Raw genomic sequence first — 17,538 nt, forward strand, 5'->3', positions numbered from 1 at the left:
TAAACATGTACAATACTTCTTTTTTTAAGAAAATTCTTTTAATAGCAACTTTTGCTGTATTTTATTCCTGCGATAAAGAGTTCAATGCCATTGGTGATGATTTAATTGGGGACAATCATTTTGATCTGGAAGCAGAAGAGTACAGTGTTACAGCTTATAATCAAAAAGTAACCCCTGTTGCCTCAAATAATTTACCGGTAAATGCATTAGGTATATATGATAATCCTGTTTTTGGCACAACAACTGCAAATTTTAATACTCAGGTTGCGCTGTCCACTTATCCCCCAACACTGGGAGTAGAAGCTGTTATTGACAGTGTTACTTTAAATATTCCTTATTTTAGTACAGCAAAATCTGTTGATTCTCAAGGCGTTACAACTTATGAACTGGATTCTATTTATGGTCCTGAAACCGGAAAAATAAAGTTAAGCGTTTACGAATCGGGTATTTTTCTAAATACTTATAATGCTAATAATTATGACATCAGCCAATTCTACAATACAGACAAAAATAGTGATTTTCAAACACAGGCTAATACTAACCCCAGCGTATTTGGACAGAGATTAAACAACTCATCCAATACAGCTGAAAATGACGGATTCTTTTTTAATTCGAAAGAAATAAAAGAAACAACACCAGCAACAGAAACAACACCTCTATCCACCAAAAGAATTAAGCCTGAAATGCGTCTGCATTTGGATAAGAACTTTTTTAAAACCAAAATATTTGATGCCCCGGCAAACAAATTAGCATCTGATGATGTATTTAAAAATTATTTTAAAGGATTGTATTTTAAAGTAGAAAAGTCAGGGACTTTATCAAGCAGTATGGCCATGATGGATTTCAGCAGGGGAACAATAACTGTTTTTTATAAATCAAAAGCTAACGCCGAAGCTACTACAATGGATTCCAAAACACTGGTGCTGAATTTAAAAGGAAATACTGTCAGTCTTTTAGAAGAAAGCAATTCAAATACTGATTATGCAACGGCAACCGAAAAAGAAAATCCCCCTGTCCCGGACGAACGCTTATATCTAAAAGGCGGCCAGGGATCAATGGCAGTAATTGAACTTTTTGACAAAACCGACTTGGGGAGATATGATGATGAAGGGAAATGGGTAGCCAATCCTAACCAAGTACCTGACGAATTAGACGAAATCAGAAATAATGTTACTTCTAAAAACTGGCTGGCCAATGAAGCTAATTTAGTATTTACTATTGATTCTCAAAAAATGGCTACGCTAATTGGAAATGACCCAAAAACCGTTGCGACCGAACCGGGCAGAATCTATTTGTATGATTTAGACAATAACACAGTACTTGCTGATTATAGTGCAGATCGAACTACCGCACTTAATGGTGATCCTAAAAAAAACAGAACCGTTTTTAATGGGATGATTAATAAAGATGCAACAAGCGGGAGAGGTACTACATATAAAATAAGAATTACAAATCATATCCGAAATATGATTAAAAATGCTGATGTTAAGAACGTGAAATTAGGTTTAGTTGTTACTGAAGACATCAATATAGTTACATCAAATAAATTAGACCCAACTAAAATCAATGTTGGAAGCGTAATATCTGCAGTACCGACTGCATCAGTACTGAATCCATTAGGAACTGTATTGTTTGGAGGCAATATTCCCGAAAGTGATGTGGATAATTATGACAAAAGGGTAAAACTTGAAGTTTACTACACGAAACCAAATTAAAAAATAATATATGTGTGGAATTGTTGGATATATAGGTCACAGAGAGGCTTATCCTATTGTTATCAAAGGATTAAAGCGTCTGGAGTACAGAGGTTATGATAGTGCGGGCGTCATGTTGTACGACCAGGAAAACATTAAACTTTGTAAAACAAAAGGAAAAGTTTCTGATCTTGAGGAAAAAGCAAAAACAGATTTCACAAGCAACGGAACTATCGGAATTGGGCATACACGCTGGGCAACTCATGGAGTTCCTAATGATGTTAACTCTCATCCGCACTTTTCAAATTCCGGAGAATTAGTTATCATACACAATGGAATTATTGAAAACTACGCTCCTCTTAAAGAAGAATTAATCAAGAGAGGCTACACTTTTAAATCGGATACTGATACTGAAGTTTTAGTAAATCTTATTGAAGAAGTTCAGAAAAACGAAAATATAAAACTTGGAAAAGCAGTTCAAATTGCTCTAAACCAAGTAATTGGTGCTTACGCCATTGCAGTTTTTGACAAAAAAAACCCTGATGAGATTGTTGCCGCACGATTAGGAAGCCCATTAGCCATTGGTGTTGGGGAAGATGAATTTTTTATTGCATCTGATGCTTCCCCATTCATTGAATACACTTCAAACGCAGTATATCTGGAAGATGGTGAAATGGCAAATATCAGATTGCATAAACCTCTTAAAATCAGAAAAATAAAAGACGATTCATTGGTTGACCCATACATACAGGAACTTCAGATGAATCTGGAGCAAATTGAAAAAGGCGGCTACGATCACTTCATGCTAAAAGAAATTTATGAGCAGCCAAATGTTATCAAAGATACATACAGAGGAAGACTTCATGCAAATGAAGGAATCGTTCAGATGGCCGGTGTTGAAGATAATATTGAAAAATTCCTCAACGCCAACAGAATTTTAATTGTGGCATGTGGAACTTCATGGCATGCAGGCTTGGTTGCAGAGTATATTTTTGAGGAATTTACCCGTATTCCTGTTGAAGTAGAATATGCATCTGAATTTAGATACAGAAATCCAATCATAAATAAAAACGATGTTGTTATCGCTATTTCTCAATCCGGAGAAACTGCTGATACCATGGCTGCTATTAAATTAGCAAAAGAAAATGGTGCTTTTGTATTTGGAGTTTGTAATGTTGTCGGATCCTCAATTTCAAGAGAAAGTCATGCAGGTGCTTACACTCATGCAGGACCAGAGATCGGAGTAGCTTCTACCAAAGCTTTTACAACTCAGATCACTGTTTTGACAATGATTGCCTTGAGATTAGGAAAAGCTAAAGGTACCTTGACAAATACAGACTTCCATACTTTTTTACAGGAATTAGAAATAATCCCGGAAAAAGTAGCAGAAGCATTAGAAACAAACGAAAGATCGAAAGAAATTGCAGCTGCATTTAAAGATGCACCTAACTGTTTGTACTTAGGACGAGGCTATAATTTTCCTGTGGCTTTAGAAGGCGCATTGAAACTTAAAGAAATATCCTATATCCACGCAGAAGGATACCCTGCAGCAGAAATGAAGCACGGTCCAATAGCTTTGATTGATGAGCAAATGCCTGTTATTGTTATCGCTCCGAAACAAGGTCATTATGATAAAATTGTAAGTAACATTCAGGAAATAAAATCAAGAAGCGGCAAAATCATAGCTGTCGTTACCAAGGGTGACACCCAGGTACGTGAATTAGCTGATTATGTTATCGAAATTCCGGAAACGTCGGATGCCTTGTCTCCATTAATTACTACAATTCCTTTGCAGCTTTTATCGTATCATATTGCCGTAATGAGAGGGTGTAATGTAGATCAGCCCCGAAACCTTGCAAAGTCAGTTACAGTAGAGTAATTTAATATACAACCTTATGATTAAAGCGAGATTTTATCTCGCTTTTTTTTATTATCATATTTTTTTCTTCTTTATTTAATTTTTAAGATTAATTCATCTTTTTTCTTAAAATTATTATGTATGCATACTATTTTACCTTGTTAGTATTTATTTCTTGATTTTAATTTAATAAAAACAAATATTGAATACATAAAAAAATCGTGTATTTATGATATATATTAATTTTTTTAAACGTTTTTTTATTAATATTAAAATTATTTGTATTTTGGCTATACGAACTAACAAAAAACTAACCAATGAGAGCATATTTACTAATTATGTTGTTTATCAGTGGATTATCTTTTTCACAAAGTACCATTAGAGGAACTGTTACAGACAGCAACAAACAATCAATTCCCGGAGCCAATATTAATGTAGTTGGAAGTTCAACCGGAGCCTCCACAGACTTTGATGGCACTTTTAAATTAAACACTCCCGCCAAACCTCCCTTTACAATAAAGATATCTGCTGTAGGATTCGAAACCAAATCAATCAATATCACATCGGCAAATCAAAATGTAAACATCGTTTTGAATGAGGAAGAAACTAAACTTGATGAAATTGTGGTTTCAGCTTCCCGAACGCCGGAGCGCGTAATTGAATCTCCTGTTACCATTGAAAGAATGGGACTTCAGGAAATTAAAAATACTACTGCCCCTACTTTTTACGATGGTCTGGAGAATTTAAAAGAGGTTAATTTTAATACCAGCAGTATTTCTTTTAAATCAATAAATACACGCGGTTTTGCTACGGTAGCAAATACTCGTTTTATGCAGTTAGTTGACGGAATGGATAATTCATCACCTGCATTAAACTTTGTATTAGGCAACTTAATTGGCATCTCTGATATCGATGTAGCGAGCGTCGAGCTTTTGCCCGGAGCATCTTCTGCACTCTATGGCGCTAATGCTTTTAACGGTATCATGTTTATGACCAGTAAAAGTCCTTTTACGAATGAAGGAATAAGTGTTTACTATAAATATGGGCAAACAAGTCAGGATGCTGCCGGAACAAATGACTATAATGATTTTGGCATTAGGGCAGCAAAAGCCTTTACGAAGCATTTTGCATTAAAAGCAAACTTCACATATATGGAAGCTTCTGAATGGATTGCAGCCGATACCAGAAGTATGACAGGAGGATCTGTTGGACATGCTATGAACCAAAATTACGATGGACTGAATATCTATGGGGACGAGGTTACAACCTTTATTCCAAATGTTGGACAGGTTAGCAGAACCGGATATCGAGAACAAGACTTAACTGACAATAAAGTCAAGAGTATGAAAGCTGATTTTAGCGCACATTTTAAACCTTGGTCAGACGATACCGAAATCATATTGCAATATAAAATTGGTACAGGAAGCACAATTTATCAGGGAGCAAACAGATATGCCTTAAAAAACTTCCTGATGCAGCAGGGAAAATTTGAAATAAAAGGCAAAAACTTTTTCGGAAGGGTTTATTTTACCAGTGAGGATGCTGGAGATTCATACGATATGAGATTTGCCGGATGGAATGTTAACAGGTTAGCTAAATCAGACAAAAACTGGTTTACAGATTATGGAACTGCATTTCAGTTGTCTTCTGCTGTACTTGGCCTTAATGCGAATGATGCAGCAAATTATGCCAGAAATTTTGCAGATTATAATGTTTCGCCAATTTTGGGATTAACACCAAATACTGACCCTCTTAATCCAGATGCACCAAGATCCCCTAGATTTGAGCCGGGCTCTGCACAATTCAATAATGCATTATCAACAGTTGTTTCTAATCCTGACTTAACTCAGGGAGCTAAATTTATTGATCATTCAAAACTGTATCATTCTGATGTAAACTACAATTTCAGGGATATTATCAAATTTGCAGAAATTCAGGTAGGTGGTTCGTGGAGAAAATACATCATGGATTCAGAAGGAACAATTTTTACAGATTATGATGGTCCAATCGATTACAAGGAATATGGGGCTTATGCACAATTGCAAAAAAAATGGATGGATGACAGATTGAAATTTACAGGATCTATTCGCTATGACAAAAGCCAGAATTTTGATGGTAATATTTCACCAAGGATTTCTTTTGTCTACTCTGCAGGCGAATCAAAAAGACATAACTTCAGAGTTTCTTACCAAACAGGTTTCAGAAACCCAACTACACAAGACCAATACATTGGTTTAGACTTAGGACCGTTTGCATTAATCGGTTCCGCAGCTGAAAATTTAGATCGTTTTCAGGAGACTCAACCAGTTAGCGCTGCAGGTCAGGCTATTCCGGGCGCAGGCATCGGTCCAATTGTTAATTTATCCGGACGTAGTGCCTATGAAAACTCTTATACATTAGCTTCTGTTCAGGCATTCGCTGCATCATCAAATCCAAATGACCTTAAAGTTGCAAACCCTTCATTGGTAAAACCGGAACAAGTACAGGCTTTTGAAGCAGGATATCGTACAGTAATTCAAAACGACTTGTCGATTGATATGAATGCGTATTACAATATTTATAATGATTTCATGAATACTTCCAGAGTAATTACACCTTACTATGGAACAGTTGGAACAAATCCTGCAGATGCCAGCGTTCAGTTAGGCTATCAGGCTTTAGCTTTTGGCGACAGAAGAGTTTATCAGGTATATACTAATACTACTGCCCAAATTACTTCATTAGGTTTTGGAGTTGGTTTATCTAAAAAAGTGTACAAGGACTTTGAATTAGGAGTTAATTATAATTATGCACAATTTGATTTTGACCAGTCAGAAGATCCAAGTTTTGTTGCTGGATTTAATACACCAAAACATAGAATTAAAGGCTCCTTTGGTAATGCGAATGTGACTAAAAATCTTGGATTCAATGTAAATGTAAGATGGAATACAGAATACTTATGGCAATCTTCATTTGGAGACGGAATGATTCCGGAAAATACAGTTCTTGATGCCCAGATAAATTATGGTATTCCGAAATTAAAATCAGTTATTAAAGTTGGAGCAACCAACCTTTTCGGGAAAGATTATCTTCAGGTAGTGGGTGCAGGTATGATTGGCCAGATGTTATTTGCTTCCTGGACAATAAATCCATAATTAAAAGCAACTAATCTGACTAAGTAAGTTTTCTTTCTATTTTCTAAAGAAACAAATTAGAAAGAAGTAATAATTTTTAAACTTCAACGACATGAAAAAAAATATAATATGGCTTTTATTTGTTTCATTAACCTTTATTGGATGTAATAATGATGATAATGATTCCCCAGCAGAAATACCCGTTGTTCCGGGATCAGCAGTTTTCACAAAATATGTAGCGCTTGGAGATTCTTTTGCCGCAGGTTATAGTGATGGTGCTTTGTTTGCAAAAGGGCAGACTAACTCCTATACAAATATATTGTCACAACAATTTGTGGCTGCAGGCGGCGGCGCTTTTACAACTCCTATGATGGTTGATAATGTTGGAGGTTTTTCTTCCGGAGGGGTTCAGATTCCTAAGTTCCCTACAAGGTTTATTTTTGATCCAAAGACAAGTTCGCCAGTAAATGTTCCAGGAGTTTCTGGTACAGCAATTACAGCTCATTTATCAGGTACATTTAACAATATGGGAGTTCCGGGTGCGAAAAGCTTCCATCTGATTGCCCCGGGATATGGAAATCTAGCTGGTGTATTTACAACCCCTGCGACTGCTAATCCGTATTTTGCACGCTTTTCTTCTTCTCCAACAACAAGTATTTTAGCTGATGCTATGGCTCAGGCGCCCACATTTTTTTCTTTATTCATAGGTGGTAATGATGTTTTAGGCTATGCTACAAATGGCGGTGTTCCTACTTCACAAGATCCGGTTTTGGGTGACGATATTACACCGGCAGCAACTTTTAATTTTGCATATAATACACTTATTACAACTTTAACTGCAAATGGCGCAAAAGGTGTTGTTGCAAATTTACCTTACATTACAAGTTTGCCTCATTTTACAACTGTTCCTTATAATCCGCTAACGGCAAAATTGATTGGAAAAAATAATGAGGCTGTAGGTGTGGCTACGATTAAAGCCCTTAACACACAATTATACGGGCCTTTGAAGTTAGTTTTGACTAAGTTAGGCGCCGGAGACAGGATTAATCTCCTTTCTGAGACAGGAGCAAGTCCTATGTTAATAAAAGATGAATCACTTGAAAATTTGACTGCAGGTTTAATTGCTGAATTTACGCCGTTAGTCGGTGCGCAAAACGCTGCTTTTTATGGTCTTGTTTTTGGACAAACCAGACAAGCTAAACCAACTGATTTAGTTTTGTTGACTACCAGAGCAGATATCGGTACTGCACCAACAGCTACGAATTCTGGAATTGGAATTGCACCTCCAGCTCCGTTAAATGCATTTGGGATCTCTTATCCTTTACAAGACAAACACGTATTGATCCCGACGGAAATTGATGAAATCAAAAAAGCTACAGATGCTTATAACACTATCATTTCTACTGCTGCAGAAGCAAAAGGCCTGGCTTTTGTTGATACGAAAGCAACCTTAGAAAAATTATCAAGTGGAGGAATTAGATTTGGAACTTTTGTAATGACTTCTTCCTATGCAGTGGGCGGGGCTTTTTCTTTAGACGGAATTCATCCAAGTCCGAGAGGTTATGGTTTAATCGCTAATATTTTTATAGATGCGATCAATAAAAAATATGGTTCAACACTGCGTCCTGTTGATTTGGCTTCATACCCCATTCAATATCCGGCAGTAATACAATAACGCCAATTTTTTTTAATAGAAAAAGCCACTCATTTTTACAATGCAGTGGTTTTTTTAGTAATAGTAAATTTTATATTATTAGACATTTGAGATCCATGTTTTAATAGTATAACAAAAAACTAAGTATTTTTTATAAAAAAAATATTGATTTTATATTTTAAAAAATTATCTTTGCGCTCTGAAAAAAGAGGTATTTTCGATAAACCTAAATAGCTATTTAATAAACACATAAGTAATGTCAAAAGTAATAGGAAAAGTTGCTCAAATCATTGGACCAGTAGTTGACGTAGTTTTCAACGGTAAGGATGTTGAACTTCCAAAAATTTATGATTCGTTAGAAGTCACAAAAAAAGACGGAACAATTTTAGTTCTTGAAGTACAATCTCACATTGGAGAAAACACTGTGCGTACAATCTCTATGGACTCTACGGACGGTTTGTCCAGAGGATATGAAGTAGTTGGAACAGGAAATCCAATCCAAATGCCAATCGGTCCGGATGTATATGGAAGATTATTTAATGTTGTTGGAGATGCCATTGACGGTTTAGGAGAATTGCCTAAAACTGGAGAAAACGGTCTGCCTATCCACAGACCAGCGCCAAAATTCGAAGATTTATCAACTTCATCTGAAGTTTTATTCACAGGTATCAAAGTAATTGATTTGATCGAGCCTTACGCAAAAGGAGGAAAAATTGGATTGTTTGGTGGTGCAGGTGTTGGTAAAACAGTATTGATTCAGGAGCTGATCAACAATATCGCTAAAGGTCACGGTGGACTTTCGGTATTTGCTGGAGTAGGTGAAAGAACACGTGAAGGAAATGACTTGCTTCGTGAGATGTTAGAGTCAGGAATAATTAAATATGGTGAAGATTTCATGCACTCTATGGAAAATGGAGGATGGGATTTGTCTAAAGTAGATATGCCAGGAATGAGAGAGTCTAAAGCTACTTTCGTTTTCGGACAAATGAATGAGCCACCTGGAGCTCGTGCACGTGTGGCACTTTCAGGATTATCTATCGCTGAATATTTCCGTGATGGAGCCGGATCTGATCAGGGGAAAGATGTATTGTTCTTCGTTGATAACATCTTCCGTTTTACTCAGGCAGGTTCTGAGGTATCAGCGCTTTTAGGACGTATGCCATCTGCGGTAGGTTACCAGCCAACATTGGCAACTGAGATGGGTGCAATGCAAGAGCGTATTACCTCTACAAACAAAGGATCTATTACATCTGTACAGGCGGTTTACGTTCCTGCGGATGACTTAACTGACCCGGCGCCGGCTACAACTTTTGCGCACTTGGATGCAACTACAGTTTTGTCTCGTAAAATTGCAGAGTTAGGTATTTATCCTGCGGTTGACCCGTTAGACTCTACTTCAAGAATTTTAACTCCACATATCTTAGGAGATGAGCATTACAACTGTGCACAAAGAGTAAAAGAAATTCTTCAAAAATACAAACAATTACAGGATATCATCGCGATCTTAGGTATGGAAGAGTTATCTGAAGAAGATAAACTTGCTGTATCAAGAGCACGTCGTGTTCAGCGTTTCTTGTCTCAGCCATTCCACGTAGCTGAGCAGTTTACAGGTATCCCTGGTGTATTAGTTGATATTAAAGATACTATCAAAGGTTTCAACATGATTATCGATGGTGAGTTAGATCACCTTCCGGAAGCTGCTTTCAACCTGAAAGGTTCTATTCAGGATGCTATCGAAGCCGGAGAAAAAATGTTGGCAGAAGCATAAAAATAAAGTTAAACGTTAGAGGTTAGAAGTAAAATGTTTTTTATTTCTAACTTTTAACAAATAACTTCTAACTTAAAAAATATGATTTTAGAAATAGTATCACCAGAAGCAAAATTATTTTCAGGAGAAGTAACCTCTGTTACATTGCCTGGAGTTGATGGAAGCTTTCAGATTTTGAATAATCACGCACCTATTGTTTCTATTCTGGAAAAAGGGACTATTAAAATTGCAGCAGCAAGCTTTAATTTTTCTAAGGAAGTAGCGGGTAAATTCACGAAAGTAAACGACCAGACATACACATTGGATATCACGTCAGGTACTATCGAAATGAAAGACAATAAAATAATTGTTTTAGCAGACTAAGACAATTTATAAATAAAAAATTTAAAGCCAGACAGCAATGTTTGGCTTTTTGTTTTAGGAGCAATTCCAGCTGTCCGCTTTATCTTTGCCTGCCTAAAGGAGGCAGGCAAAGGATGCCGCTTCCATCTGGGCTAAAAATCAGAACTTCTAAGAAGTTCAATCTGAAATTCATAACTTTGCTTTTATGAAATTACCTGAAAATCTTATTCTAAAACTTGAAGCACGAAAGCAAAACAATTCGTTAAGACAATTACCAAGTTTTAACAACCTGGTTGATTTTTCTTCAAACGACTATATCGGATTTTCAAGATCTGAGGCTATTTTCAAACAGGCACATCATTATTTAGTCGAAAATGAAATTATTCAGAATGGCGCAACAGGTTCGCGATTAATTTCCGGAAATCATTATCTATATCAAATTACAGAGAGTCTTATAGCAGAATTTCATGAAGCAGAATCAGCTCTAATTTTTAATTCAGGCTATGATGCCAATCTTGGTTTTTTTAGCGCTGTCCCGCAGCGAAATGATGTTATTTTGTATGATGAACTCAGTCATGCTTCAATTCGCGATGGAATTTTAATGTCAAACGCTAAATCATACAAATTCAATCATAATGATTTTGAAGATTTAGAACGGCTGATCACTAAATTTCAATTTTCTAAAACCCAAATTCCAACCAATATATACGTTGTTACAGAAACGGTTTTTTCAATGGATGGTGACAGCCCAAACCTGGAAGAATTAGTGCAGCTCACCGAAAAATACAATTGTTATCTGGTAGTTGACGAAGCACATACATTGGGCGTTTTTGGAGAAAAAGGCGAAGGACTCGCACAGTATCTTAACTTACACAGTAAAATTTTTGCCCGGATTATGACTTTCGGAAAAGGTTTAGGATGTCACGGCGCTGTTGTTTTGGGAAGTACAAAACTAAAAGAATACCTTGTAAACTTTGTCCGAAGTTTTATTTACACAACAGGATTGTCTCCACATTCTGTCTCTACAATTTTAGTGGCGTATCAGCACTTAGAAACTGAAAAAGTAACAATTGACCAACTCCGTCAAAATATTGTATTCTTTAATCAGCAGAGAAATTTATTGGGCTTGAAGCCAATTTTTGTTCGCAGTAAATCAGCTATTCAATCAGCCATCATACCTGGTAATGAAAACGTAAAACACATTGCCCAGCAATTACAGGACAAAGGTTTTGACGTAAAACCAATTCTTTCTCCAACTGTTCCGGAGGGTCAGGAACGTCTTCGTTTTTGTATCCACAGTTATAACCCGGAGGAAGAAATTAATCAGGTTTTGGAACTTCTGAGGGATTTCGTTTTTTAGTTTAAATTATTTCACAGAGTTACACAAAGTAGCACAGAGATACGCAAATATTTTTTGTGAATCTCTGTTTTTGCTTCGTAGATCTCTGCGAACCAACCGTATGCTTTAAATTTTTCAAAAAGTTTAAATTTTTTGTAACGTTTCTGTTATTCTATCACTTACAAGTTGTAATCAAAATAAAAAGAGTTTCTATCATCAACTTAAATCAATCAATAAAATGAAAAATTTACTTAAATCAGTAATAATTGTAGTTGCAATTATTTTGGGCTTATCAATTCAGGCTCAAACAAAATCTCCAAAACTTGAAAATTCTCTTTTGTGGGAGATTTCAGGGAACGGTTTATCAAAACCTTCCTATTTGTACGGAACCATACACATGATTTGCGGATCAGATTATTTTCTTTCAGATAAAACGAAGAAAGCATTTGAAGCATCAGAGAAATTAGTTTTAGAAATTGATATGTCTGATCCTAAAGAAATGAATGATATGCAGCAAATGGCAATGGGAAAAGAACCTCTTAGCAAAACACTAAGTGCTCCGGATTTATTAAAACTGGATAATATACTGCAAAAAAAGACGGGAATGAGCATTCAGCAAGTGGATAGTTATAGCTTATTCACGATTATGAGTTTAGTGATGGTGAAAAGCTTTGGCTGTAATGATTTAAAATTCTATGAAATGAACTTTATTGAAACAGCCAAACAACGAAACCTTCCAATTATGGGCCTTGAAACCGTGAAAGAGCAAATGAATATGTTTGAAAATGCTTATTCTGATACTGAAATGATCCAAATGCTGGAAGAATTCAGCAAAGAAGAAACAGATAAACTGGTAGCAAAATACAAAGAAGAAAACATCAATTCCCTGTATGATATGATTACTGATGAAAAAATGATAACTGAAGAAACCAAAAAAGCAATTCTAGACAACAGGAATCAAAATTGGCTTAAAACAATACCTGCAGTAATTAAAAAAGAAAGCACATTCATCGCAGTAGGATCAGCACATTTAGCCAGTGATTTAGGCCTGATTAATTTATTGAGAAAAGCGGGTTACACCGTTAAACCAGTAATGAACTAGAACAGCTTTGAAAGAAAAAGAACAAGCGTTTTTAAACCGGATAGAAAATCACAAAGGAATTCTGTACAAAGTCTCCAGGATGTATATGGACAATCACGACGATCAGCAGGATTTGTTTCAGGAGATTGTTTGCCAGCTTTGGAAATCGTATGATTCCTTCAGAAACGAAAGTCAGTTTTCGACCTGGATGTATCGTGTGGCAGTCAATACAGCTATTGTTTTCCTTCGAAAAGAAAAGCGAAAAGTGGACAAATATGAAATTGCTTCAGAAAACATCAAAGATGATGAGGGCGACTCCCATATCAAAGAAAGTCAGATCGATCATTTTTATAAGGCAGTTCAAAAACTGGAAAAGATTGATAAAGCTATTATTTTCTATCAACTGGAGGGATTTTCTCATAAGGAAATTGGCGAGAATCTCGGAATTTCAGAGGGAAATGCCAGAGTCAAGCTAAATAGGGCAAAAGAAAAATTAAAAGAAATAATTAAAAATCAGGGATATGGATTTTAACGATATACAAAACGCATGGAATAACGAAAAGACCGATAATGTTGTTCTTCCCGATAATTTAGAAAAAATACAATCGGCAAATACGCCATTAGACAGAATCAGAAGAAATTTAAAAAATGAATTTATTTATCAAATTTGTTCAATTGTATTAGTTGGATTTGTTCCTTTAATGTACGATTTTCCAGAAAAAATGACAACCTTATATTACCTTCTTTTTAGTTTTTATGTGGCTGTATGTGCCTACTATTTATTTAAGTTTTATGTGTTTTACAAAAGATTAAGCTCACTTACCTTAAAAACAAAAGACAATTTATATGAAACTTACTTCGATATAAGGTTAAATATGGAGTTGTATAAAACCTTTGGATTTGCCTTAACGCCATTTTTAATTCTGTATCTGATAAGTTTTCTTTATTTTGAATTTTCTAAAATTCCGGGTTTTATCTCTAAAGAATTTACTAATTATCAATTGATAGCATTTTTTTCGATTGTGGTTTTCAGCATGCTTTTTATGGGAATTATTTTAGAATGGTGGGTTCATAAATTCTACGGAAAATATGCCAAAGAAATTAGAAAAGTCATAGACGAACTGAAAGAAGAATAAAAACAGAACCCATCGTAATTGATGGGTTTGTATTTTTATTGGTATTTTTGCGGGAAATATTACACAGAGATTCGCAGAGTAGAAGCAGAGATTCACAAAAACTATTAATGCTTTGTGTTGCTTTGTGTCTTCTTTGCGAATCTCTGCGAAACAACAAATCTCATGAAAATATTTATTACAGGAATTTCAACTGATGTGGGCAAAACGATAACTTCTGCTATCGTAGTTGAGGCTTTAGAAGCAGATTACTGGAAACCGGTTCAGGCCGGCGATTTAGACAATTCGGACAGTCATAAAATAAAAGCCCGGATTTCTAATTCAAAAACAAAAATCTTCGAAAACAGTTACAAACTAAATACACCAGCCAGTCCTCATCTGGCTGCTGAAATTGATGGAATTTTAATTGATTTAAATGAAATTCAGGAACCTGTAACTGAGAACCATCTCGTTATTGAAGGCGCAGGTGGTATTTTTGTTCCGCTAAACGAAAAAGATACTATTGCAGATTTGATTCAGCCCGATTATAAAGTAATTGTAGTATCAAGACATTATTTAGGCAGCATCAATCATACACTATTAACGATTGAGGCCATTCAGAATAGGGGTTTTCAGGTTTCCGGAATCATCTTTAGCGGAAGCGAAAATAAATCAACCGAAAGCCTGATCCTAAATAAAACCGGAATTAAATGCATTGGAAGAATTGACGAAGAACCGTATTTCGACGAAAATATAATTAAAGAATATGCCGATTTGTTTCGGGAAAATCTTTTACAACTTCAATAACAATTTCAAAAATCAATTTCGAATCTGAAATCGTTAATCAAAAATTTAAAATCATCAATCGTATGACTTTACAGGAAAAAGACAGCCAATATCTCTGGCATCCTTATACACAGCACAAAACTTCGCAAACACCAATCGTTATTTCGAGAGGTGAAGGCGCCTTGCTTTGGGACGAAAACAACAAAGAATACATCGATGCCATTGCTTCCTGGTGGGTAAATCCGTTTGGACATAGTAACAAATTTATTGCCGATGCAATTTACAAACAGCTCACAACTCTGGAACATGTACTGTTTGGTGGTTTTACGCACGAACCCGCCATCAAAGTAGCCGAAAAATTAATGGAAATTTTACCAAAGAACCAGCAGAAAATTTTCTTTTCTGACAATGGATCAACTGCAGTCGAAGTTGCCATAAAAGTCGCATTACAGTATTTTTTCAATAAAGGCGAAAAACGCACCACGATAATCGCTTTTGAAAATGCATTTCATGGCGATACATTTGCGGCAATGGCAGCAAGCGGAATTTCTTTCTACACCCAGGCATTTCAGGGAATGTTTATAGATGTTGTCCGGATTCCGGTTCCGGTAAAAGGTCAGGAACAAGTAAGTTTTGAGGCTCTGGAAAATGCAATTCAGCATCATAATTGTGCCGGATTTATTTTTGAACCTCTCGTTCAGGGCGCAGCCGGAATGGTAATGTATGAACCCGAAGCTTTGGCAAAACTGATTACAATTTGCAAAAAAAACGACGTTTTAACCATTGCTGATGAAGTAATGACTGGATTTGGAAAAACCGGAAAAACCTTTGCAATGGACTATGTTGCTGAAGTTCCGGATATGATGTGTTTATCCAAAGCACTGACAGGAGGAACAATTCCGATGGCGATAACCACTTTTACTCAGAACGTTTTTCATGCTTTTTATGATGACGACATCAATAAAGCTCTATTTCACGGTCATACTTTTACAGCAAACCCAACAGGCTGTGCAGCGGCTTTGGCCAGTATCGAGTTATTACAACAAGATGAAATGCAGGTTAATATTCAAAGAATCACCCAGAATCATTTAGCATTCCAGAAGAAAATTGAAAATCATCCCAAAGTAATTACCGCCAGAACATTAGGAGTTATTTTCGCAGTCGAAATTAAATCTGATTCTGAGGAAAGTTATTATGGCTCGATGCGTACCAAATTGTATAATTTTTTTATCGAAAAAGGTGTTGTTTTACGTCCGGTAGGAAACATCGTTTATGTTTTACCTCCTTACATAATGACAGACGAACAGCTTCAAAAGGTTTATAAAACCATCGAAGAGGCTATTGAAATGGTATAATTTTTTAACCATATAAGTGATATAAGTTCATTTAACTTTGCCTCGAATACCTTACTGTTATCCTGAATGTAGTCGAACGCTTATGAAAACAAAGACTTCGACTACGCTCAGCCAGACATAGAATTGTATATAAACTTAAATCACTTTTATGGTTTAATTTTTATTTAAAAGCCTGCCAACTTTGCCTAAACTTTTGCGAACTTTGCGGTTAAATAAAAAAAATTGAATACTACTAAAATCTCCATAACAGCATTTTCGTCTATTTCTCCATTAGGAAATAATCCTGAAGAAGTCTGGAAAAAATACCTAAACGATCAGCATTGCTTTTCGCAGCAATTCTTAGATCATCAGGAAACTTCTGTAGCAGCTCTTGAAGATGATTCTAAGCGAATTATTGATGAGATCCGGGAATCAGATCCTAAATACAAATTTCTGGATGATTCTGTTTTGTTTGCTTTGGCGGCTTCTCGAATGGCTATCAAAGAGGCAGGCTGGAATTCTGATCACGTATTCGGAATTAACATAGGCTCTTCACGCGGGGCAACAGATTTATTCGAAAAGCATTTTAAAGAATATACAGAAACCGGAAAAGCACAGACCCTCGCCTCACCTACCACCACTTTAGGAAATATTTCTTCCTGGATTGCACATGATTTGCAAAGTACAGGCCCTGAAATTTCACATTCTATTACATGTTCTACTGCGCTTCATGCGATTTTAAATGGTGTTGCCTGGCTAAAATCGGGAATGGCAGATAAGTTTTTAGTAGGCGGAAGTGAAGCCCCTTTAACCGATTTTACGATTGCCCAGATGCGGGCTTTAAAAATATATTCGCGTATTGACCAAACGAAAGAATCGTGGCCCAATCTGGCTTTTGATTTTGAGAAAACGCAAAATACGATGATTTTAGGTGAAGCAGCCGGGGTTTGCTGTCTTGAAGCCGGTGATGTACCCAATGCAATAGCTTACATAACCGGTGTTGGATATGCAACTGAAATCCTGGAACATAATATTTCGATTTCTGCAGAAGCGGACTGTTTTCAGAAATCGATGAAAATGGCTTTACAAGAAACCGATTTAAAAGAGATAGACGTTATCGTTATGCATGCACCAGGGACTATAAAAGGCGATTTAACAGAACTGCGTGCAATCGAAAAAGTATTTGGAGAAAATGTACCATTGCTGACCACCAACAAATGGAAAATCGGCCACACTTTTGGAGCTTCAGGAATTTTGAGTTTAGAATTGGCGCTTTTGATGATCCAGCACAATAAATTTATCAATGTCCCTTTTTCAAAATCTCAAAATCAGGCGAAAACCATAAAAAAGATACTTATTAATGCCGTTGGTTTTGGAGGAAATGCCGTTAGTATATTGATAGAAAAAGCATAATATAAAACCATATCAATTAAAAAAGGCTCAAAGTTAAAAACTCT

General features: G+C 36.0%; 13 protein-coding genes. All 13 read left to right on the forward strand.

Annotation, left to right across the window (positions count from 1 at the left end):
* The first annotated feature begins 5 nt into the window (after positions 1 to 5).
* Entirely contained in the window at positions 6 to 1,715 is a 1,710-nt protein-coding gene (bamH, locus tag GXM17_RS14890; RefSeq protein ID WP_163400121.1) for a BamH family beta-barrel-assembly machinery protein, read from the forward strand.
* A gap of 10 nt (positions 1,716 to 1,725) precedes the next feature.
* Positions 1,726 to 3,573 (forward strand): glutamine--fructose-6-phosphate transaminase (isomerizing), encoded by a 1,848-nt coding sequence (gene glmS, locus GXM17_RS14895; protein ID WP_163400122.1) that lies wholly within the window; start codon positions 1,726 to 1,728, stop codon positions 3,571 to 3,573.
* Positions 3,574 to 3,869: 296 nt separating this feature from the next.
* Positions 3,870 to 6,686: a carboxypeptidase-like regulatory domain-containing protein gene (locus GXM17_RS14900; RefSeq protein WP_163400123.1), complete on the forward strand. Its 2,817-nt coding sequence runs from the start codon at positions 3,870 to 3,872 to the stop codon at positions 6,684 to 6,686.
* Positions 6,687 to 6,777: 91 nt separating this feature from the next.
* Entirely contained in the window at positions 6,778 to 8,340 is a 1,563-nt protein-coding gene (locus GXM17_RS14905) for an SGNH/GDSL hydrolase family protein (protein WP_163400124.1), read from the forward strand.
* 235 nt (positions 8,341 to 8,575) lie between these two features.
* Positions 8,576 to 10,087: a F0F1 ATP synthase subunit beta gene (gene atpD / locus GXM17_RS14910; RefSeq protein WP_163400125.1), complete on the forward strand. Its 1,512-nt coding sequence runs from the start codon at positions 8,576 to 8,578 to the stop codon at positions 10,085 to 10,087.
* Between the two features lie 81 nt (positions 10,088 to 10,168).
* Positions 10,169 to 10,450 (forward strand): F0F1 ATP synthase subunit delta/epsilon, encoded by a 282-nt coding sequence (locus GXM17_RS14915; RefSeq protein ID WP_163400126.1) that lies wholly within the window; start codon positions 10,169 to 10,171, stop codon positions 10,448 to 10,450.
* Between the two features lie 184 nt (positions 10,451 to 10,634).
* Positions 10,635 to 11,789 carry an aminotransferase class I/II-fold pyridoxal phosphate-dependent enzyme gene (locus GXM17_RS14920; RefSeq protein WP_163400127.1) on the forward strand — a complete coding sequence of 385 codons (1,155 nt, stop codon included), beginning with the start codon at positions 10,635 to 10,637 and terminating at the stop codon, positions 11,787 to 11,789.
* 217 nt (positions 11,790 to 12,006) lie between these two features.
* On the forward strand, positions 12,007 to 12,870 hold the full coding sequence (locus GXM17_RS14925) for a TraB/GumN family protein (protein WP_163400128.1): 864 nt from the start codon (positions 12,007 to 12,009) through the stop codon (positions 12,868 to 12,870).
* A 7-nt stretch (positions 12,871 to 12,877) separates the two neighbouring features.
* Positions 12,878 to 13,381: an RNA polymerase sigma factor gene (locus GXM17_RS14930; protein WP_163400129.1), complete on the forward strand. Its 504-nt coding sequence runs from the start codon at positions 12,878 to 12,880 to the stop codon at positions 13,379 to 13,381.
* Positions 13,371 to 13,985, forward strand: a complete 615-nt coding sequence (locus GXM17_RS14935) for a hypothetical protein (RefSeq protein WP_163400130.1) — start codon at positions 13,371 to 13,373, stop codon at positions 13,983 to 13,985. Before GXM17_RS14930 ends, GXM17_RS14935 begins: the two co-directional genes overlap by 11 nt.
* A 162-nt stretch (positions 13,986 to 14,147) precedes the next feature.
* The gene (gene bioD / locus GXM17_RS14940) at positions 14,148 to 14,768 is read left to right on the forward strand and encodes a dethiobiotin synthase (protein ID WP_163400131.1); all 621 of its coding nucleotides are present in this window, start codon (positions 14,148 to 14,150) and stop codon (positions 14,766 to 14,768) included.
* A 62-nt stretch (positions 14,769 to 14,830) separates the two neighbouring features.
* The gene (bioA, locus tag GXM17_RS14945) at positions 14,831 to 16,102 is read left to right on the forward strand and encodes an adenosylmethionine--8-amino-7-oxononanoate transaminase (protein WP_163400132.1); all 1,272 of its coding nucleotides are present in this window, start codon (positions 14,831 to 14,833) and stop codon (positions 16,100 to 16,102) included.
* Positions 16,103 to 16,324: 222 nt separating this feature from the next.
* A complete protein-coding gene (locus GXM17_RS14950; protein ID WP_163400133.1) occupies positions 16,325 to 17,494 on the forward strand; it encodes a beta-ketoacyl synthase N-terminal-like domain-containing protein in 1,170 nt (389 codons plus the stop codon).
* Positions 17,495 to 17,538 lie beyond the last annotated feature (44 nt).

Source organism: Flavobacterium fluviatile (assembly GCF_010645065.1).
Taxonomy (GTDB): Bacteria; Bacteroidota; Bacteroidia; order Flavobacteriales; family Flavobacteriaceae; genus Flavobacterium; species Flavobacterium fluviatile.